General features: G+C 73.1%; 17 protein-coding genes. 13 read left to right on the top strand and 4 right to left on the bottom strand.

Going from position 1 to position 19035, the window contains the following annotated elements; translation table 11 throughout:
* Positions 1-69 precede the first annotated feature (69 nt).
* The 3 genes from ACZ5UI_RS17720 to ACZ5UI_RS17710 all read left to right on the top strand — a co-directional run bounded on the left by ACZ5UI_RS17720 (position 70) and on the right by ACZ5UI_RS17710 (position 3213).
* Positions 70-990, top strand: a complete 921-nt coding sequence (locus ACZ5UI_RS17720) for a hypothetical protein (RefSeq protein ID WP_464189298.1) — start codon at positions 70-72, stop codon at positions 988-990.
* 35 nt (positions 991-1025) lie between these two features.
* Positions 1026-2639 carry a hypothetical protein gene (locus ACZ5UI_RS17715; RefSeq protein WP_464189296.1) on the top strand — a complete coding sequence of 538 codons (1614 nt, stop codon included), beginning with the start codon at positions 1026-1028 and terminating at the stop codon, positions 2637-2639.
* Between the two features lie 112 nt (positions 2640-2751).
* Entirely contained in the window at positions 2752-3213 is a 462-nt protein-coding gene (locus ACZ5UI_RS17710; protein ID WP_464189294.1) for a hypothetical protein, read from the top strand.
* A gap of 13 nt (positions 3214-3226) precedes the next feature.
* Here ACZ5UI_RS17710 and ACZ5UI_RS17705 read toward each other — a convergent pair whose 3' ends face one another.
* Positions 3227-4174 carry a hypothetical protein gene (locus ACZ5UI_RS17705; protein WP_464189292.1) on the bottom strand — a complete coding sequence of 316 codons (948 nt, stop codon included), beginning with the start codon at positions 4172-4174 and terminating at the stop codon, positions 3227-3229.
* A gap of 149 nt (positions 4175-4323) precedes the next feature.
* Here ACZ5UI_RS17705 and ACZ5UI_RS17700 point away from each other — a divergent pair, with 149 nt between their 5' ends.
* Complete coding sequence (locus ACZ5UI_RS17700; RefSeq protein WP_464189290.1) at positions 4324-4794, top strand: PilZ domain-containing protein; 471 nt, start codon at positions 4324-4326, stop codon at positions 4792-4794.
* Here the strand turns inward: ACZ5UI_RS17700 and ACZ5UI_RS17695 are convergent.
* A complete protein-coding gene (locus ACZ5UI_RS17695) occupies positions 4782-5825 on the bottom strand; it encodes a hypothetical protein (RefSeq protein ID WP_464189288.1) in 1044 nt (347 codons plus the stop codon). The genes ACZ5UI_RS17700 and ACZ5UI_RS17695 overlap by 13 nt on opposite strands.
* Positions 5826-5912: 87 nt before the next feature.
* On the opposite strand from ACZ5UI_RS17695, the gene ACZ5UI_RS17690 reads away from it, so the two are divergent.
* Genes ACZ5UI_RS17690 through ACZ5UI_RS17680 form a run of 3 tightly spaced genes read left to right on the top strand, consistent with a single transcriptional unit; the run spans position 5913 to position 8702 of the window.
* Entirely contained in the window at positions 5913-6953 is a 1041-nt protein-coding gene (locus ACZ5UI_RS17690) for a peptidoglycan-binding domain-containing protein (protein ID WP_464189285.1), read from the top strand.
* 5 nt (positions 6954-6958) lie between these two features.
* Positions 6959-8263: a glycerophosphodiester phosphodiesterase gene (locus ACZ5UI_RS17685; protein WP_464189283.1), complete on the top strand. Its 1305-nt coding sequence runs from the start codon at positions 6959-6961 to the stop codon at positions 8261-8263.
* Positions 8264-8291: 28 nt separating this feature from the next.
* The gene (locus ACZ5UI_RS17680; RefSeq protein ID WP_464189281.1) at positions 8292-8702 is read left to right on the top strand and encodes a nuclear transport factor 2 family protein; all 411 of its coding nucleotides are present in this window, start codon (positions 8292-8294) and stop codon (positions 8700-8702) included.
* A 5-nt stretch (positions 8703-8707) separates the two neighbouring features.
* Here the strand turns inward: ACZ5UI_RS17680 and ACZ5UI_RS17675 are convergent, their stop codons facing one another.
* On the bottom strand, positions 8708-10243 hold the full coding sequence (locus tag ACZ5UI_RS17675) for an MFS transporter (protein ID WP_464189279.1): 1536 nt from the start codon (positions 10241-10243) through the stop codon (positions 8708-8710).
* A gap of 54 nt (positions 10244-10297) precedes the next feature.
* On the opposite strand from ACZ5UI_RS17675, the gene ACZ5UI_RS17670 reads away from it, so the two are divergent.
* From ACZ5UI_RS17670 to ACZ5UI_RS17645, 6 genes are all read left to right on the top strand, one after another.
* The gene (locus tag ACZ5UI_RS17670) at positions 10298-11221 is read left to right on the top strand and encodes an aldo/keto reductase (RefSeq protein ID WP_464189277.1); all 924 of its coding nucleotides are present in this window, start codon (positions 10298-10300) and stop codon (positions 11219-11221) included.
* Positions 11218-12471 (top strand): peptidase T, encoded by a 1254-nt coding sequence (gene pepT / locus ACZ5UI_RS17665; RefSeq protein WP_464189274.1) that lies wholly within the window; start codon positions 11218-11220, stop codon positions 12469-12471. Before ACZ5UI_RS17670 ends, pepT begins: the two co-directional genes overlap by 4 nt.
* Positions 12472-12505: 34 nt before the next feature.
* Positions 12506-13003: a cupin domain-containing protein gene (locus ACZ5UI_RS17660; RefSeq protein ID WP_464189272.1), complete on the top strand. Its 498-nt coding sequence runs from the start codon at positions 12506-12508 to the stop codon at positions 13001-13003.
* 67 nt (positions 13004-13070) lie between these two features.
* Entirely contained in the window at positions 13071-14018 is a 948-nt protein-coding gene (locus tag ACZ5UI_RS17655; RefSeq protein ID WP_464189270.1) for a hypothetical protein, read from the top strand.
* Between the two features lie 102 nt (positions 14019-14120).
* Positions 14121-15557 (top strand): hypothetical protein, encoded by a 1437-nt coding sequence (locus ACZ5UI_RS17650; RefSeq protein WP_464189268.1) that lies wholly within the window; start codon positions 14121-14123, stop codon positions 15555-15557.
* 143 nt (positions 15558-15700) lie between these two features.
* Positions 15701-18292: a diguanylate cyclase domain-containing protein gene (locus ACZ5UI_RS17645; protein ID WP_464189266.1), complete on the top strand. Its 2592-nt coding sequence runs from the start codon at positions 15701-15703 to the stop codon at positions 18290-18292.
* Here ACZ5UI_RS17645 and ACZ5UI_RS17640 read toward each other — a convergent pair.
* Complete coding sequence (locus ACZ5UI_RS17640; protein WP_464189264.1) at positions 18243-19016, bottom strand: SDR family NAD(P)-dependent oxidoreductase; 774 nt, start codon at positions 19014-19016, stop codon at positions 18243-18245. The genes ACZ5UI_RS17645 and ACZ5UI_RS17640 overlap by 50 nt on opposite strands.
* Positions 19017-19035: the final 19 nt, after the last annotated feature.

Raw genomic sequence — 19035 nt, 5'->3', positions numbered from 1 at the left:
AACCGATCACTGTGTAGTACCGTGCCCGACCGCATGGATGCTCGCGGCCGAGTCGTCGGCCTCTCTCTGGTGCTCGCGGCGCTCGCGTGCACCCCGGCCGTGGCTCAGGCCCGCGGACCTGTCTACGTCGTCGGCGCCAAGGGCCTGAGCGTCACGCAGCGCGACGGCGGCCCGGCCGTCGTGCGCCTGAGCGACCCCACGGCGCACGCGACCCACGTCTCGGCGCGCGGCCGGGCGCGGGGCGGCATGACGACGCAGCGCCTGGTGCGCCACTGGCGCAAGTTCGGCTTCCACGGCCGCGCGCTGGCCACGATCGACCCGGCCGGCGACCGCCGCGGGGCGACGCTCGTGCGGCTCGGCCGGCCGCGTCTGGTCGCCGACGGCACGGCGCTGGTCGCGCCGGTGCGCGTCGTGGGCGGCTCCGGCGGGCCGCTGGCCGACCGCCTGGTCGACCGCGCCGCCGCCCTGCCCGCGACGGCCGGTCCGACGACGCTGTCGATCGACGCCGACGGCGTCGACCCACCGCCGGTCCCCGGCCAGTGGGTCAGGATCCTGCTGCTCCACTCGCTGCTGCTCGACGGCCGCCCGGGCGACCCCGCCTGCGACGGGTGGGCCGCGGCCAGCGGGACCACTGGGAGCTGCACGCTGCAGGTCTACGCCGGCCTGCCGCCGTTCGTCGGCTGCGGGTGCACCTGGGCGTGGACGGACGGGCTCAACGCGATGAGCATCACGATGCGCTCCCAGGACCAGCGCGAGTTCGCCAAGCTCGTCGGCTCGCTCCCGGACACGGCGTACACGCTGAGCGTCAGCGGTGGGTACGTGAGCTCGCCCGATCGGCCGGTCCACACCGGCGCCGATCCCAAGCTGGTCGGCAAGCAGGGCGGGCCGCTCGCGGTCGATCCCGAGCCGTACTACAACCAGGGCACCGGCGCGACGGGCACGACGGTGCGCATGGAGGGCTATGTCTGGCAGCCGGACAAGCCCGCTTAACGGCGCCTGAGCTTCCTGCCGATACTGCAGGTGGGATGCGCCGTGCTCTGCTCATGTGCTGCGCGCTGCTGGCTGCCCTGGCCACCATCGCGCCTGCTGCCCACGCCCGGTTGGCGTGGCCGTCGACGACCCTGCAGATCGGCGTCGACGACGAGGAGGGCGGCGCCGCGGCGCTACGGGCCAGCGCGCCGTTCGGCCTGCGCTACCACTACCTCGCGGGCGGGGTGAATACCGGCTCCACCTGGCAGACGTGGGCCACCGGGAACGGCAGCTTCGTCACGAACTTCGTCAACGACTCGATCGCCAACGGCGTGATCCCGGTGTTCTCCTACTACGAGCTGCGCCAGAGCCAGCCCGGCGGCGGCCAGGGCGACGAGAAGACCGCCGTGCTCGGCAACCTGGGCAACGCGCAGACGATGCGGGCCTGGTTCGAGGACCTGAAGGTGTTCTTCCAGCGCGCCGGCGCCACCGGGCAGCCCGTGGTGCTCCAGCTCGAGCCCGACCTGTGGGGCTACGTCCAGGTGCAGGGCGGCGACGACGCGGCCGACGTCCCGGCCCAGGTCGCGGCCAGCGGGCTGGACGAGCTCAAGGACCTGCCCAACACGGCCGCGGGCGTGGCCCAGGGCGTCAAGCGCCTGCGCGACGCCTACGCGCCGCAGGTCCGCCTCGGCTATCCGATGTCGATCTGGGGCACCGGCAAGGACATCGCGGTCTCCAACGAGGGCGACGAGTCGATCGACGCGCTCTCGCAGCGCTCGACCCGCTTCTACCGCTCGCTGCACACCGCCTTCGACGTGCTCTTCACCGAGGTCGCCGACCGCGACTCCGGCTACGCGGTCAAGCGCGACGGCAAGAGCGCCGACGGCGCCTGGTGGGACGACGCCGACTGGGCGCGCTTCTCGCGCTACATCGGCAACGTGCACGCCGACACGAAGCTGCCGGTGACGATCTGGCAGATCCCGCTGGGCAACACGCTGTACCGGGCCATGAACGACACGCCGCACCACTACGCCGACAACCGCGTGCAGTGGCTGCTGGGCGGCAGCGACCGGGCCCACCTGCAGTCGCTGATGGCCTCCGGCGTCGTCGCGCTCATGTTCGGCTCCGGCCAGGCCGACGGCACCTGCGCCTGCGACGCGGCCGGCGACGGCGTCACCAACCCCCCGGCCAGCGGCACGGCGACGCGCGACTCGATCGACTCCGACGACGACGGCGGCTACTTCCGCTCCCGGGTGCGGGCCTACTACGGCGCCGGCGCGCTGGCCCTGCCCGCCGCCACCCGCGGGCGCCAGGTGAAGGTGCGCGCGCCCGAGAACCTGAAGAACGCCGGCCGCTTCTCGACCCGCGCGAAGGTCAGCCGGGGCACGGTCGGACACGGCGGCAGCGTGACGATCCGCGCCGCGGTCCGCCCGACCAAGACGCAGAAGGCGCTCGTCTCGATCGAGGTCTACTCGGGCACCAACCAGATCTTCCAGCGCTACTACGACCACGTCGTGCTGCAGCGCGGCCGCGCGCGCTCGTTCGCGGCCAAGTGGAGCGTCGGCGACGCCGCCGCCGGCAGCTACACCGTGAAGATCGGCGTGTTCAGCACGGGCTTCGGCACGCTGCGCAACTGGAACGACGGCGCCGCGCACATCACCGTCCGGTAGCTACGCGCCTCATCTCCATCGAGTTGCATCTGAGTGCCGCTGAGCGCAACTCAGACGCAACTCGACAGAAAGAGGACGATGGCGTCTCGCTACGAGCCCTAGCCTGCGGGGCATGGAGCTGGAACAGGTCGGCGCGACCCTGCGCTCGTTCGTGTCCAAGAGCGGCGCGCTGCAGGCGATCGCCGCGACGCCGTTCGGGCTGGTCACGTGCGACGTCGCCGGCACGGTCGTCTTCCAGGCCACCGAGGACGACGAGCCGGTCGCGGTCGACACCAAGGGCGTCGAGCCGGTCGCGCTGGACATGGAGGTCCGCCGCCTGCCGCCGTTCGTCGTGGACGAGCTGCGCGGCGAGGTGCACGGCCCGCTGGGCGGGCTGGAGCACGTGGCCGAGGGCGTGCTGTCGCTGACGCGCGCGCTGGGTGCGCCCAGCGTGGCGATGACGTGGCCCCCGACGACCGATGACGAGACCCAGTTGGTGGTCTCCGGGCGCGAGGGCGAGGGGGTCGTCGTCGTGATCGGCGACGAGTCCTTCACGATGGACGAGGGCTGGCCGCCGAAGCGGCCAGCACCCTAGCCCAGGTCGAGTCTTACTTGCGGAACGACTTGCTGCCGTTCTTGAACGCGGTGTAGCCGGGACGGATCGACCCGTCCGCGTTCACGAGGCCGGCGTCGAAGCGCTCCTCGCAGTCGTTGCCCCAGTACGCGTAGGCGTACATGCGGTCGAGGTAGCGGTCGTACTTCTTGGCGAACTTGAACATGTAGGAGATGCGGTTCGCCGCCCGCTTCTCGTTGCAGGGCCACGCCCGGCCGAAGTCGACCAGGCCACCGGTCTCGGTGATCCAGAAGTGGGCCTTGCTGTTGTACTTGCGCGTCGTCTTGAAGGCATCGATCGTGCCCTTGGCGCGCATGCGGTTGACGTCGGAGTAGTTGTGGATCCCGACGAGCTTCGCGCGGCCGCGCCACGTCTTGCTCAGCGACTTGTAGAAGCCGTCGATGTAGCTGCCCACCGACGGGGAGGTCTGGTCGAGCACGTCGAGCGCGACGACCGTGCAGCCCTTGCACATGCCGTACATGGCCTTGAAGAACTCCGCGGCGCGCTTGGGCGACTTGTAGGTCGGCTGCGAATCGTGGTTGGCCTCGTTCCAGACGCCCCACTCGTCGACGCCCATGGCCTTGTAGCGCTTGACCAGCGCACCGACCTTGGACTTGTAGGACGCCACGGAAGGCAGCTTGGCCTTGCGGACGGTGAGGTTGTCGGTCGACGGGGTCATGAAGACCTCGGCGCCGTCCTTGCGGGCCTCGTCGACGAAGATGTCAGCCTGCTGGAGCTGGTAGTCGTCGTCGATCGCGTTCCACTTGATGAAGTAGCGGACCTTCTTGACACCAAGGTCCTTGAAGTTCTGCTGGCCGAACATCGAGGCGCTCTGGTCGCCGAGTCCGACGTACACGTTGGTTGCGGCGGAGGCGCTCGCGGGGAGCGCGACCGCACAGAGCGCCACGGCGGCGCTCAGCAGCATCGTTCTGAAGGTGGGCATATCCCCCCGAACCGATCCTGCGCGCGTGAGTTGCGGTCTGTGTGCGCTGGGTCACACAATGGTGACGCGCGTGCAGCAGAACGTTCACCGCTGAACACTTCACCCAGTCAGCGCATTTCGGTGCGGTCGGCCGGGTAGATACCGGCTCCATGCTCGCTGCTGCAGGGATCGCGCTTGAGCTCGGCATCGTCGCCGGTGGGGTCATCGTCGTGCTGGTGACGATGCGCATCGCCGCGCGCGCCCGCCCGCCGGTGGCCGCCACCGCAGCGCCCGCGGTGGCCTCCGGGCCCGCGATCCGCAAGATCGCCGGGCCCGAGCGGCGCTCGCTGACCCGCGCGCCCGTGGTGCGACCGGTCGTGGTGCGCCGCCCCGCCGGCGAGCAGCGCACCTTCGCGCTGGACGTGAGCACGGGCGGCCTGCTCGTGGCCGGGCCGGCCGACCTGACGATCGGCGAGCTCGTCGACCTGCAGCTGGACCTCGACGAGCCGGTGCGCGCGCAGGCCGAGGTCGTCCGCGACGCGCCCAACGGCATGAAGGGCCTGCGCTTCAACGCGCTGGGCGACGCCGACCGCGACCGCCTCGAGCGGTTCGTGCGGTCGAGCGTGCCTCAGCCCGCGTAGGAGACGTTCAGGCTCACCGGGCCGCTGGCGCCGCCCTGGCGCTGGAGGTGCACGGTGACCGTCTCGGTCGGCTTCTCGCGACAGCCCGAGGACAGCGACCACGTGCGCGATCCCTCGCTGTGCTTCAGCGGCACGGTCTGCGAACCAGACGTGAGCGTGACGTTCAGCTTGGCGCCCGAGGGGGCGGTCGCCGTGACCTTGAACGACCCGTCGAGCGTGAGCGGGATGTCGAAGGCCTGCGAGTTGCGGTCGGCGGCCATCTCGAACGTCTGGCTCGTGTTGCCCGACCACGGCGTCGTGACGTCCTTGAGCGCCGCCGCCAGGGCGCCGGCGTCCGGGCGCAGCAGACCCGTCCACGTCCACGGCTGCTCGGGGTAGGTCAGGCGGGCGTAGGCCTCAGCCCAGGCCTCGCCCGGGTTGCTGCTGTAGTGCGCGTTCTCGTCGCCCGGGAACAGCTTCCCCTGGCCCGACAGGTCGCAGACCAGCTCGTAGGAGGCCCAGTACTTCGGCCCCAGGTCCACCGCGGTGCCCCGGCCCAGCGGGCTGCGGCGGTTGAACGCGATGTGGTGGCCGTACTCGTGCGTGAGCACGTAGCGCACGGTGTACTCGCCCACGGTCGTCGCCGTGTCCAGGCCGGTGGACGGCACGATCATCTGGTTGCTGGCGTAGCAGCCGAGCACCTGGCTCTTCTTGTCGATGCTGCCACCGCACAGCCGGTTGACCTCGCGCGGCTTGGCCACCAACAGGCTCAGGTCCCCGAGCTCGGGGCCGTGCGGCAGCGACTCCAGGAACGCGACGTACTGCTGGGCCAGCACGGGCTGTCGGCCCACGGCGGCGGTGAACGAGACCTTCACCGACCCGCCCTCGATCAACGGGACGTCGATCGGGCTCGACCCGGCCTGGGCCGCCTTGGCCGTCGGGGTGCTCGTCGAGCTCTTGGTGGCGACGCGGTCGTTGAACGGCGCCGCCTGGGCAGCGGCGGGGACCGCAGCGAGCAGCGCGATCGTGAGCAGGGCAATCCGACGAGACATGAGGCCCAGGGTGGATGCCCAACATCAAGAGCGCTGAAAAATGTGGAGGACCGCATCGGACACTCCCGAAGGGTGTTCCGATCGCCGATGCGCGTCCGCCCCGTTCTGCTCGCCTCCCTCCTGCTCGCCCTGCTGTTGCCCGCCGCGGCGTCGGCGCAGGACAGCCCCGTCGATCCGTTCTCCGGCCACGGCATGTGGATCTGGCAGCTGCCCAAGGCCGCGGGCGGCGATCCGGTCGGGATCGCCGCGCAGGCGCGGGCCGCGGGCGTGGACACGCTGATCATCAAGGCCGCGCAGGGACGCACGCGCTGGACCCAGTTCTCGCCTGACCTGGTCGCGGCGCTGCAGGCCGAGGGCTTCACCGTGTGCGCCTACCAGCGCCTGGAGGGCTCGCGGATGGTCGCCCAGGCGGCGGCCGCCGCGGCCGCGGTCGACGCGGGCGCCGACTGCTTCGTGATCGACGCCGAGGCCGAGCTGGAGGGCCGCTACACGCAGGCGCGCCAGTACATGGCCGCGCTGCGCTCGCGCATCGGCGACGACTTCCCGCTGGGCTTCACCTCGTTCCCCTACGCCGACCTGCACCCGCTGCTGCCCTACTCCGTCTTCCTCGGAGCCGGCGGCGCGACGGTGAACATGCCGCAGATCTACTGGAAGGACATCGGCAACTCGCCGAGCGTCGCCTTCGCCCGCACCGTGTCGGCCAACCGCCTGTACCAGCGGCCGCTGGCCCCGGTCGGGCAGCTGTACCTCAAGCCGTCGACCAGCGAGGTGCTGGCCTTCCGCCGGCTGGCTCTGGCCTACGACGTGCTCGGCTCGAGCTGGTGGAGCTGGGACTCGGCGGTCTCCACCGGCTGGAGCGCGATCGCCCGCGCGGTCACCGCGCCGGCGCTGCCGGCCAGCGTGCCCGCCTATCCGACGGTCCGCCCGGGCGCGCGCAGCGACTACGTCGTGTGGGCCAAGGACCACCTGCGCGCGCTCACCTACAAGGTCACGACCGACACGCGCTTCGACACGACGACGACGCGCGCCGTGCAGGCCTTCCAGGCCGACAACGGCCTGCCGGTCACCGGGATCCTCGATCCCGACACCTGGAGCGCCTTGCTGGACGCCCAACCGCTGTCAGACTGACGCCCATGTCCCGTTGTCTTGTGCGCGCCCTGGTCGGCGCGTGCGCGCTGCTGCTCCTCGCGCTCACCCCCGCCGCCAACGCGGCCACCAACCCGTGGATGACCGATCGCTTCCTGAACTTCGCCCACCAGGGCGGGGAGGACGAGCTGCCGTCCAACACGATGTACGCGCTGCGCACGTCGCTGGCCGCCGGCGCTGACGCGCTCGAGCTCGACGTCGGCTACACGAAGGACGACCAGCTCGTGGTCATGCACGACAACACGGTCGACCGCACGACGAACGGCACGGGCAGCGTCAACGACCTGACGCTGGCCCAGGTGCAGGCGCTCGACGCCGCCTACTGGTTCGTGCCCGGGCGCAACGCCGTCCACGGGCTGGACCCGGCGGCCTATCCGCTGCGCGGCATCCGCACCGGCGCCAAGACGCCGCCCAAGGGCTTCAGCGCCGACGACTTCCGCATCCCCTCGCTGGCCGAGGTGCTCAAGGCGTTTCCCGACACCCCGCTGAACATCGAGATCAAGGGCCGCGACGGCAGCGACGACGCCGTCTACTTCCACGGCGCCGACCTGCTGGCCGCGCAGCTCAACGCCGCGCGCCGCACCGACATCATCGTCGCCTCCTTCAACCAGAAGGCGATCGACCGCTTCCATGCCGCGGCGCCGACGGTCGGGGTCGCGCCGGGCATCGACGGGATGGCCAGCTTCCTGCTCTCCAACGGCTCCCCGGGCCCCGGCGTCGTCGCCTTCCAGATCCCGATCACCTTCCAGTTCGGCGGGACGACGCTGACCGTCACCTCGCCCGACACCGTCATGCGCGCCCACGAGGCCGGCTACGTCGTGCACGTGTGGCTGTCGGACGACGGGGAGGATCGCGCGACCTACGAGAAGCTCCTGGACATGTGCGTCGACGGGATCATGGCCGCCAACCCGACGGCGCTGGAGCAGCTGCTGGACGAGCGCCACGTCGTGCGGCCCAAGGACGACGGCCGGGGCTGGACGGGCTGGGATCCGTGCGGCACGAAGGTGTCGGCCCGCTCGGCCACGGTCCAGGGGACGAGCGTCGCGCTGGCCATGACCCGCCAGGGCCAATCGCAGGAGGCGCGCTCGGGCACGGTCACCCTGCGGGCCGGCAGGCGCGTGGTCGGCCGCGGCCGGTTCGCGCTCGGGCAGAACGCCGCCACGACGTCCGCGACGGTGCGCCTGACCACCGCCGGCCGGCGCGCGCTGGCCGCCCGTCCGCGCCTGAGGGTCACCGCCGACGTGATGGAGCGGGTGCCCGCGAGCCAGTCGGCGCTGACGCTCAAGCGCTAGCCAGCGACTACCCTCGGGCCTCGATCCCATGGGCGACGATCCTCGCGACATCCTGGTGTCCACGGTGAAGGCGGTCTACGCCGCCTTCACCCGCGGCGACGTCGAGGCCGCGCTGGCCTACGTCGCGCCCGACTGCGAGATGCGGCCCGAGGGGACGTCGGCGGCCACCGGGCGCGCGGTCTACCGCGGCCACGACGGCATCCGCGACTACTTCGCCGACGTGGCCCGCGTGTGGTCGGGCGGGCTGCACATCTCCCCGCTGGACTACCGCGCGGTGGCCGGCTCGGTCGTCGTGTTCGGCCGCATCCACGGCGTCACCGACCAGGGGCCGGTCGACCGCGAGGTCGTGTGGGTGTGGAAGCTGCGCGACGGGATGCTCGTCTCCGGCCAGGTCTTCGCGACCAGCCAGGCGGCGATGGCCGCCGCCCAGGCCGCCTGAGCGGCTCAGATCGCGACGGGGGTGCCGTCGGTGCCGTGTCCGCGGCCGACGAACAGCGCCAGCACGGCGCCCACGAGCGCCAGGCCGATCGAGACCTCCATGCACGCGTGCAGGCCGCTCATGAACGCCTCGAACGAGCCGTTGGTGACCGCCGCCGCGGTCTGCGCGGACATGTCGGAGGTGACGGGCGCGACGCCCTGGGAGACGAGCTCCTTCTGGTCGGCGACCGTGCGCGCGACGCCGGCCGGCACGCCCGCGGAGAGCAGGTCGTCCAGCAGCCGTGAGCCGACGACGCTGACGATCACCGAGCCGAGCACGGCTGTGCCCAGCACGCCGCCCAGCTGGTTGGCCGTCGACTGCAGGCCGCCGGCGACGCCGCCGCGCTCGACCGGAGCGTTGCCGACGATCGCCTCGGTCGAGGCCACGATCACCAGGCCCAGCGCCAGGCCGACGCCGAAGAAGTACGGCCACAGCGCGCTGTAGCTGGAGTCGACCTCCAGCCCGGTCAGGCCCCAGAAGCAGCCGGCCATGATCAGCATGCCGGCCAGGAGCGGGATGCGCGGGCCGAAGCGCTGCGTGAGCACGCCGCCCAGCGGGGCGCTGAACGCGAACACGCCGGTCAGCGGGAGCATCCGCACGCCGGTCTGCACGGGCGAGTACCCGTGGACGTTCTGCAGGTAGAGCCCGACGAAGAACAGCACCCCGAAGAGCGCGAAGAACGCCACGATGACCAGCACGACGCCGGCCGACAGCGAGCGGTTGGCGAACAGCTCCAGTGGCAGCAGCGGTTCGCGGGCGCGGTGCTCGCGCAGCACGAACAGGCCGAGCAGCGCCAGCCCGACGCAGCCGAAGCCAAGCACGTAGGCCGACGTCCAGCCGTGATCCTGGGCCTTGATCAGCGCCCAGATGACCAGGAACAGGCCGCCGGACAGCAGGCCGACGCCGGGCAGGTCGAAGCCGCCGACGCTCGTCGTGTCGCGCGACTCGCTGACCCAGAAGAACGCGACCACCGCGGCCAGCGCGCCGAGCGGCAGGTTGAGCAGGAAGATCGACTCCCAGGAGACGTGCTCGACCAGCAGCCCGCCGATGATCGGACCCGAGGCGACGGCCAGCGCGGAGGAGCCGCCCCAGATGCCCACGGCCTGGTTGAGCTGCTCGGGCGGGAACGTCGCGCGCAGGATGGCCAGGGTGCTGGGCAGCAGCAGCGCGCCGGCCACGCCCTGGAGCACGCGGAAGAAGATCAGCAGCTCGATCGAGCCCGACAGGGCGCAGCCCAGCGAGGCCAGCGCGAAGCCGACGATGCCGGCGATGAACACCCGCTTGCGCCCGAACCGGTCGCCCATCTTGCCGCCCACGATCAACAGGACCGCCAGCGCCAGCAGGTAGCCGTTGGTGACCCACTGCAGCCCGGCCAGCGTCGCGTCGAGGTCACGCTGGATCGTCGGGTTGGCGACGCCGACGACGGTGCCGTCCAGCCCGACCATCATCACGCCGAGCGAGATGGCCACGAGCGTCAGCCAGGGGGAGCGGGTCTTCGCCATCGCGTAGACGGTACAGCGAAGTCTCGATTCGGTGTGCGCGGTACGTTTCGACGAATGGCGAACCTGGGACAGACCGACCTCGACGTCCATCCGCTCTGCCTGGGCGGCAACGTGTTCGGCTGGACCGCCGATCGCGACGCATCCTTCGCGGTGCTCGACGCCTACGCCGCGGCCGGTGGCAACTTCATCGACACCGCCGCGGGCTACTCGGCCTGGGTGCCGGGGAACCAGGGCGGCGAGTCGGAGACGATCATCGGCGAGTGGTTCGCGGCCCGGGGCAACCGGGACGACATCGTCGTGGCCACGAAGATCAAGGACGATCTCACGCCCGACAGCGTCCGCCGCCGCGCGCAGGAGTCCGCCCAGCGGCTGCAGACCGACGTGATCGACCTGTTCTACATCCACTACGACGACGTCGATCGTCCGCTGGAGGAGATCCTGGCCGGGTTCGACGCGCTCGTGCAGGAGGGGCTGGTCCGCTACAACGCCTTCTCGAACATCACCCCGGAGCGTCTGCGCGAGGCGCTGGCCATCATCGAGCGCGAGGGCTACGCCCCGTTCGTGGCCTGGCAGCCGGAGTACAACCTGATGGAGCGCGCGACGTTCGAGTCGCAGCAGCGCCCGGTGGCCGAGGAGGCCGGGCTGGCCGTGCTGCCCTACTGGGCGCTGGCGTCGGGGTTCCTGACCGGCAAGTACCGCCCGGGCGTGGACGTCGACAGCCAGCGCGCCCCGGCCGTGGCCAAGTACGTCGACGACCCGCGGGCCGAGGGCGTGCTGGCGGCGCTGGACGAGATCTCCGCCGCGCACGAGACCACGGTCGCCGCGGTCTCGCTGGCCTGGCTGGCCGCCCAGCCGACGGTCTTCGGGCCGCTGGCCAGCGCCCGCACGGTCGAGCAGCTCGCCGGCCTGCTGGCCTTCGTCGACCTGTCGTTGACCGACGCCGACCTGGCCCGCCTGGACGAGGTCAGCGCCGGGTGAGCGCGCCGTACACGTCCGCGCTGGCCGCCGAGCTCGGCCCGGGTCTGCTCGAGCGGTTCGACCGCTACGCGCGCGTGTTCACGACGTCCGGCCGTGACGGCGAGGGCACGCCCTCCAGCCCCGGGCAGTGGGATCTGGCCCGCATCCTGGTCGACGAGCTGCGCGCGCTCGGCCTCGACGACGCCGACGTCGACGCGCACTGCTACGTGACGGCCACCCTGGTCGGCGACGGGCCGGCGATCGGCTGGATCGCCCATCTGGACACGTCGCCCGACGCGCCCGGCGAGGGCGTCGAGCCGATCGTCCATCACGCGTACGACGGCGGCGTGATCACGCTCCCGCGCGGGGGCACCGTGCTGGATCCCGAGCGCATGCCCGAGCTGCGCGACGCGGTCGGGCACGACGTCGTGACGTCGTCGGGCGACACGCTGCTGGGCGCCGACGACAAGGCGGGGATCGCGGCGATCATGTCGGCGGTCGCCCACCTGGTCGCCTACCCGGACCTGCCGCGCCCGACGCTGAAGGTGTGCTTCACGCCCGACGAGGAGATCGGCAGCGGCGCCGCCCTGCTCGACCTCGAGGCCTACGGCGCGCGGTTCGCCTACACGGTCGACGGCTCGACGCTGGGCGAGCTGCAGGACGAGACGTTCACCGCCGCCGAGGCGGTGGTGACGATCGAGGGCCACGAGGTCCATCCGGGGTTCGCCACCGGCAAGCTCATCAACGCCTCGCGTCTGGCCGCCCAGATCGTCGCGGCGCTGCCCGCGGAGCTGACGCCCGAGCGCACCTCCGGTCGCGACGGGTTCATCCACGTGTACGCGCTGGAGTCGACCGCCGGGCAAGCGGAGATCCGGGCCATCCTGCGCGACTTCGACGACGACCTGCTGGCCGGGCACGCCGAGGTCGTGCGCGAGGTGGCCGCGCAGGTGGCGGCGAGCGAGCCGCGCGCGACGATCACGGTCGACGTGCAGCCCCAGTACCCGAACATGAAGCGCTACCTGGCGCCGCATCCGGAGATCGTCGACAAGGCCGATGCCGCGATTCGCGCGGAGGGCATCGAGCCGCTGCACACGCCGATCCGCGGCGGCACCGACGGCTCGCTGCTGAGCGCGCGCGGGCTGCCGACGCCGAACCTGTTCGACGGCGGCCACGAGTACCACTCGGTGCGCGAGTGGGCGTCGCTGCAGGACATGGCCGCCGCGGCCGCGGTGCTCGTGCGCCTGGCCGGCGAGTGGGCCGGCGCCGAGTAAGGTCGCCCGCACACCCCAGGAGGAGGGACCCTTCGTGCTGACCCGTACCCGCGTGGCCATCGCGGCCACCGCTGCGCTGCTGCCCGTCACCGCCGTCGGCGCCTACGCGGCCGGCCGCGCCGCCCAGGACACCGCGCCCGCGGCCCAGCGCGTGGACCTCGCGCTGCTGGAGAACCCGGCGGGCGCCAAGGGCCGCACGCTGGGGCTCTCGCGGGTGGTGATCCCGCCGCACACGGCGCTGCCGCTGCACAAGCATCCGGGCAACCAGATCGCGTCGATCCAGAGCGGAACGCTGACCTACACGGTGCGCACCGGCACGGTCGAGGTGTACCGCGGGCCGGCCACCACCGACGCCAAGCCCGTGCGCCTGGTCAAGGCCGGCCAGACCGCGCGGGTGCACCGAGGCGAGTGGGTCGTGGAGTCGCCCGGCGACATCCACATCGGGGCCAACCGAGGCGCCAAGCCGCTGGTCATCCTGCTGGCCACGCTGTTCCCCAACGGCGCCCCGGCCTCGACGGTGGTGGCCGGCTAGGCACGGTTGCCCCCCGGACAGGTTGGCGTTTGGCGCGTAGGCACCCGGGGAGGCCTACTGGGACGAGATGCGAGCGCTCGAGCCCATCCAGCGGTCTGTCGTTCTGGTCGCGGTCCTTGCCGCGACGCTCGTCCTGCTGCTGTCCGCGTCCGCCCGGGCTGACGTCTCGGTGGCCGTGGGCGGCGCCCAGCTCGTCGACGTTCCCCTCCAAGGGGCCGACGCGTCCGTGGCCGCCGGCGCCGACGGCGTCGCCGTGAACGCCGCGGTCGGCGCCAGCGCGGCCGCTCAGCCGGCCGTGGCCGTCAGCGCGTCGGCCGCCCCGAGCGGCATCGACGTCCAGGTCGACGCGCCGGCCGTGGCCGAGACCGCGGTCGCCGCGACCGCGAACGCCACCGCGCCGCCAAGCGCTGCCGTGCAGGCCGCCGGCACCCGCGCCGAGGTGGCCGCGCCCGACGTGCAGCGGGATCTGCCCGCGACGCCCGTCACTCGTGAACCTCAGCCTGCTCCCGCAGAGGCTCCGGCGCCCGCCGCCACGCCGGGCGCCGGAGCCGCCCCTGCGCCCGCCGCGGTCAGCGCCGCGTCGGCGGCCACCCACGCCGGCGCCGCGACCGTCGGCCAGCGGGCCCAGGCGCCGCGCCAGGCCGTGCGCGACGCGCGCCTGGAGCGCCCGGCCGGCGCCGCGCGGCCCGCCGCCCTGCGCGCCGCGGTGGCCGTGGCCCCCGCGGATCACCACGAGACGCGGCCGGCGCCGGTCGACGACCGCGCCGTCGCGCCCCCGCAGAGCGCTCCCCGCGCCGACGCGCCGACGGCCCCGTTCTCCGGCCTGGTCGCGAGCGCCGGTGGCGCCGTCTCGTCGGTCGCCGCGGCCGCCGCCGGTGGCGGCGCCGCGCCCGTGGCCATCCTCTTGTTGATCGCGTTCGCCGCGGCCCGGTTGGCCCGCGGCGCGCGCGTCCCCGCGCTCGCTGTCTCCGCGCCCGCCGCGCCGTTCATCGGCCGGCTCGCGCCGCCTGGCTGACCGCCTTCGAGGTCACACCGCAGCACCCAATCCACCTCGAAGGAAAGGAGCGTGACGTCCATGCGACGTTGCCTCACGGTCCTGGCTGCCCTCGCGGCGACCATGACCCTGCCTGCCCTGGCGCAGGCACAGAACCCGATACAGCAGGCCACCGGCGCCGTCGGCGCCGTGCAGGCCGGCGCGATCGACGTGAACGTGCCGATCAGCGTGGCCAGCGAGCAGGTCACCCCGGCCGCCGCGACGCCGGCGCCGGCGCCCGCGCCGGCTCCGGCCCCGCAGGCCGCGACCGACTCGACCGGCAGCGCCCAGGCGGCGGCGATCACCGTCAACGTCCCGGTGCGTGTGCTCAGCGACGGCGACAACGCCTCCAGCCCGGCCCCGGCGGCGACGCCGCAGTCGGCCTCGGACTCGGTCGGCTCGGGCCAGGTGGCCCCGGTCAGCGTCGACGTGCCCGTGCGCGTGCTCAGCGACGGCAACGACACCAGCTCCGGCGGGGCCGGCGGCGGTGGCGGATCGCAGACCGCGGACGACGCGGTCGGCGCGGCCCAGGTCAGCGCGGCCGACATCGACGTGCCGGTGCGCGTCCTCAGCGACGGCAACTCGGCCGGCGCGAACGCCGGCAGCGGCAGCGCTCCGACCGTCGACGACTCCCTCGGCTCGGCCCAGGTGCAGTCCGTCGATCTCGACGTCCCGGTCCGCGTGGCCAGCGCCGGCGACGACACGGCCGGCGCCCCCGCGTCCGGCGGTGGCGGCGGCGCGCAGACGGTGACCGACTCGATCCTCGGCGCGCAACTCGGGGCGGTCGATCTCGACGTCCCCGTGCGGGTGCTCAGCGACGGCGATTCGACGGGCGCGTCCAGCGCCGCGGCGGGCAGCAGCGCGGCTCCGTCGGTCGGCGGTTCGACCGGCTCGGCGCAGATCGACTCGGTCACCGCTGCGGTTCCGGTGCGGGTGTTGAGCGAGGGCAACGACACCACGACACGCACCAGCGGGAGCGGTGGGGGCAGCACGTCCACCGGCTCGACCGGCGTCCTGCAGCTGGCCCCGGTGGCCGTCGACGTCCCGGTGCGGATCCTCAGCCCGGGTGACGACATCACGACGACGGGCTCCACGACCACCCCCGTCGGCGGCGGCGGTGGGACCCCGACGCCCACGACCGACCCGCCCACGGGCGGCGACGCCAGCACGACGCCGACGGCCACCGCGGCCCAGGCGCCGGGCGACACGGTGCCCGGGGAGGACGTCGGCAGCTCGACGGCGGGCGACGACCCGAACGCGACGGTCGACGCGGCCGGCAGCGGCAGCACGCCGGCCGACGTCGGCAGCGCGAGCGACGGCGAAGGGACCGGCGACGGCACCAAGGCCGACGGGACGGTCGCGACCCAGACCATCGCCGACACGACGACCGCGGCGAGCACCGCGGCCGCCGGCGACGAGCTGCCGTTCACCGGCATGGCGCTCTGGCAGCCGCTGCTGATCGGCGCGCTCCTGGCGCTGCTCGGGTTCGGCCTGCGCCGTACGGCCACGCCCCGAATGTGATGAACCAGACCACGGTGAGGCCGCCGGTGGGGCGGCCTCACCGGTGATCTGCAGGACAAACTGAGCACTCTCTTTCAAGGAGAAGCGCGAAAAGGTCGATTGCATCGGCAATGAATGCGTCAGGCGTTCGTCTCCGCCGTCTGGTGGAACATCCGCTCATCTGGGCGGTGGGCCTCGGCGTGGCCTACCTGGCGCTCTCGCGGCTGTCGCTGGCCTTCGTCACCGAGCAGACCGGCGCGGCCACCTGGTGGCCGGCCAGCGGCGTGGCGCTCGCGGCGTTCGCGCTGGCCCCCCGGCGCTCATGGCCCTGGCTGATGGCGGGCGTCTTCGTCGGCAACCTGATCGCCCAGCTGCTGGTCCGCGACTCCGTGACCGTCTCGGCCCTGCTGTCCGTGGTCGACGCGCTCGAGCCGGTGCTGGCCGGGCTGGTGCTCGTGCGGGTGAGCGGGCGGCTGCGCGCGGACATCACCTCCGTGCGCACCGTCAGCGGGATCACCGCCGCGGCCTTCGGGGCCAACGCGATCACGGCGGTGCTCGGCGCGGCCGTGTTGTGCATCGCGTTCGGCGGCCCGCCGCTCCCGACCTGGACCGCGTGGTGGCTGGCCGACGGCGTCGGCATGCTCGTCGTCGCCCCCCTGCTGCTCTCGCTGGCCCGGCCGTTCCCCGGCCCGGCGGGACGCTTCGAGTCGGTCGCGCTCGTCGGCCTGGCCGCCGCCGTGGCCGTCGTGCTGTTCGGGCACCACCCGTCGGACGGGCCGCCGCTGCTCGGCTACGCCCTGCCGGTCGTCCCCTTCCTGCTCTGGTGTGCGCTGCGCCTGGGCACGCGCGGGACGACCGTCGCGCTCCTCGCGGTCACATTGATCGCCTCGGTGGCCACCGCCCACGGCCTCGGCCCGTTCGCGACCGATGCGCTCACCGGTGTCCATCGGGCCCAGGCGCTGCAGGGCTTCGTCGCGCTGGCCGTGCTGTCGACGCTGCTGATCGGGGCGGTGGTGGCCAGCCAGCGGCGCGCCGAGTGGCGGGCCAGCGAGGAGGCCGAGCGCCTGGCCAGCGTCCTGCGCGCCTCCGATGCGGCGATCATCGGCGCCGACCTGCGCGGCACCATCACGCACTTCAGCGAGGGCGCCGAGCGCATGCTCGGTTACTCCGCGAGCGAGATGCTCGGGGAGGACGGCGGGCGCTTCCACGACCGCGCCGAGGTCGAGGCCCGCGCCGCCGAGCTCGACCTGGAGCCCAGCTTCCAGGTGTTCGTCCATGCCGCGCTGCGCGGCGAGACCCGCGACTGGACCTGGATCCGCGCGGACGGCACCCGCCTGACCGTGTCGCTGGCCATGTCCGCCCAGCGCGACCGCTCCGGTCGCCTGACCGGCTTTCTGGCCATGGGCAACGACGTGACGGACCGGCGCGAGGCCCAACGCCGGCTGGCCGCCTCCGAAGAGCGCCACCGCCTGGTCCTGGCCAACATGCCGGAGGCCCAGATCTACCTGTACGACCGCGACCTCGTCTGCCTGCTCGGTGAGGGCCAGTCGGTCCCTGATGACGTCGACGAAAGCACCTACGTCGGTCGCCACCTGAGCGAGCTGCTGCACGCCGACGACGCCGCCTACCTGCTGCCGCGCTTCGAGCGCGCGCTGGCCGGCGAGCCGACGCAGACGACCTACGTCTCGCCCCGCACCGGTCGCCACCACGACGTGCACCTGCTGCCCCATCGCGGCGCCGCCGGCGAGCCCGACGGCGAGCCCGACGGCGTGCTCGTCGTCATGCGCGACATCACCGAGCGCCGCCGGCAGGAGCAGGCCGTCCGGCGTGCCGAGGCCGATCTGCGCACGATCTTCGAGGAGGCGCCGATCGGCAACGCGGTGTTCGACGCGCGCCTGCGCCTGGTCGACGCCAACGCCGCGCTGTCGGCGATCACCGGCTACGCGCGCGACGAGGCGCCGAACGTGCCGATCGAGGCGGTCGTCACGCCCCACGACGCCGCGACCGTGCTCGACCTCCTACGTCGGGTCAGCCGCGGCGAGCAGCGCGACGCCGAGACCGACATCGTGCTGCGCCACGCCGACGGCCATCTGGTCGACGTGTCGCTGAGCATCGTCGGCCTCGGGGTCGACGGCGACAGCGACGGCTCCCGGCGACGCACGCTGGTGCAGGTCGTCGACGTCAGCGAGCGCAAGCGCTTCGAGGAGCGCCTGCGCGTCCTGGCCGAGACCGACTCGCTGTCCGGGCTGCTGAACCGCCGCCGCTTCGACATCGAGCTGGCCGCGCATCTGGACCGCGGGCGCCGCTACGGCTCCAGCGGCGCCGTCGTGCTCGTCGACGTCGACGCCTTCAAGCAGGTCAACGACACGCGCGGCCACGCCGCCGGCGACGAGGTGATCGTCGCCGTGGCCCGGACGCTGGCCGCGCGCCTGCGCTCCAGCGACGTGCTCGCCCGCCTGGGCGGCGACGAGTTCGCGATCCTGCTGCCCTCGGGCGGCGCCGACGAGGCGGCCGCCGTGGCCGACGGGCTGGTCGACGCCGTGCGGCGCGAGACCGACGTGACGATCAGCGTGGGCGTCGCGCCGGTCGAGCGCACCACCCCGCTGACCGCCGATCAGCTCCTGCGCGACGCCGACACCGCCATGTACGCGGCCAAGGCCGCCGGGCGCGATCGCCACGCGCTGTTCGGCCAGGCCGCACCGAACATCACGGCTGGCGCTGCGTCGGCTGAACCACCTTCGCACCCGACGAGCTGACGACGAAGCGCCGCACGACGCGGGGCGCCACCAGACGCAGCACGCCGAACAGCCAGTAGTACCGCGGCACGTAGCGCTCGGGGCGGTGGTTGAGGACGCAGTCGGCCACCGCCTCGGCGGCCGTGTCGGCGTCGGAGACCAGCAGCTTGGGCAGCTTCGTGTGCGGGAAGCCCTCGGTGGCGATGAACCCGGGCAGCACGACGGACACGTGCACGTCGTGGGCGCGCTCCTCGGTCCACAGCGCGTCGCTCCAGAACAGCAGCGCGGCCTTGGCGGCCGAGTACGCGCCGGTGCCGACGCGCGCGATGCGGCCCGCGGTCGAGGCGACGTTGACGATCGACGCGGGCGTCGATGCGCGCAGCAGCGGGAGCAGCGCCTCGGTCAGCCGCACGGGCGCGTCGAAGTTGACCTCCATCGTGTGGCGCACGTTGGCGTAGCCGCCCTCGGCGAACGGGGCGCTCCAGGCCGCGCCGGCGTTGTTGACCAGCGCGTCCAGCCGCCCGCCGTGCACCTCCTCGATGTGCGCGCGGATGCGGGCCGGCGCGTCGGGGTCGGTGAGGTCCACGGCGACGTACGTGGCCGGGCAGGACAGGCGGGCGGCCAGGGCGGCCAGGCGCTCCTCGCGGCGGGCGACGAGGACCAGCTGAGCGGCCGGCTCGCGCGCGAGCCGCAGCGCCGACGCCTCGCCGATCCCGCTCGAGGCGCCGGTGATGCAGACGATCATGGTGCGGCAGTCTGCCGCA

The sequence above is a fragment of the Conexibacter sp. JCM 18997 genome, from assembly GCF_055391915.1.
Note: the sequence above shows the minus strand (reverse complement) of the source record. Positions and strands in the feature narration are given on the sequence as shown.

Bases quoted from the DNA above. Each gene is read 5' to 3' on its own strand.
- ACZ5UI_RS17685 (WP_464189283.1), top strand. From the start codon at position 6,959: ATGTCCCGTTGTCTTGTGCGCGCCCTGGTCGGCGCGTGCGCGCTGCTG.
- ACZ5UI_RS17650 (WP_464189268.1), top strand. From the start codon at position 14,121: ATGACCCTGCCTGCCCTGGCGCAGGCACAGAACCCGATACAGCAGGCC.
- ACZ5UI_RS17655 (WP_464189270.1), top strand. From the start codon at position 13,071: ATGCGAGCGCTCGAGCCCATCCAGCGGTCTGTCGTTCTGGTCGCGGTC.
- ACZ5UI_RS17705 (WP_464189292.1), bottom strand. From the start codon at position 4,174: ATGCCCACCTTCAGAACGATGCTGCTGAGCGCCGCCGTGGCGCTCTGT.
- ACZ5UI_RS17695 (WP_464189288.1), bottom strand. From the start codon at position 5,825: ATGTCTCGTCGGATTGCCCTGCTCACGATCGCGCTGCTCGCTGCGGTC.
- ACZ5UI_RS17675 (WP_464189279.1), bottom strand. From the start codon at position 10,243: ATGGCGAAGACCCGCTCCCCCTGGCTGACGCTCGTGGCCATCTCGCTC.
- ACZ5UI_RS17715 (WP_464189296.1), top strand. From the start codon at position 1,026: ATGCGCCGTGCTCTGCTCATGTGCTGCGCGCTGCTGGCTGCCCTGGCC.
- ACZ5UI_RS17700 (WP_464189290.1), top strand. From the start codon at position 4,324: ATGCTCGCTGCTGCAGGGATCGCGCTTGAGCTCGGCATCGTCGCCGGT.
- ACZ5UI_RS17710 (WP_464189294.1), top strand. From the start codon at position 2,752: ATGGAGCTGGAACAGGTCGGCGCGACCCTGCGCTCGTTCGTGTCCAAG.
- ACZ5UI_RS17690 (WP_464189285.1), top strand. From the start codon at position 5,913: ATGCGCGTCCGCCCCGTTCTGCTCGCCTCCCTCCTGCTCGCCCTGCTG.
- ACZ5UI_RS17640 (WP_464189264.1), bottom strand. From the start codon at position 19,016: ATGATCGTCTGCATCACCGGCGCCTCGAGCGGGATCGGCGAGGCGTCG.
- ACZ5UI_RS17680 (WP_464189281.1), top strand. From the start codon at position 8,292: ATGGGCGACGATCCTCGCGACATCCTGGTGTCCACGGTGAAGGCGGTC.
- ACZ5UI_RS17670 (WP_464189277.1), top strand. From the start codon at position 10,298: ATGGCGAACCTGGGACAGACCGACCTCGACGTCCATCCGCTCTGCCTG.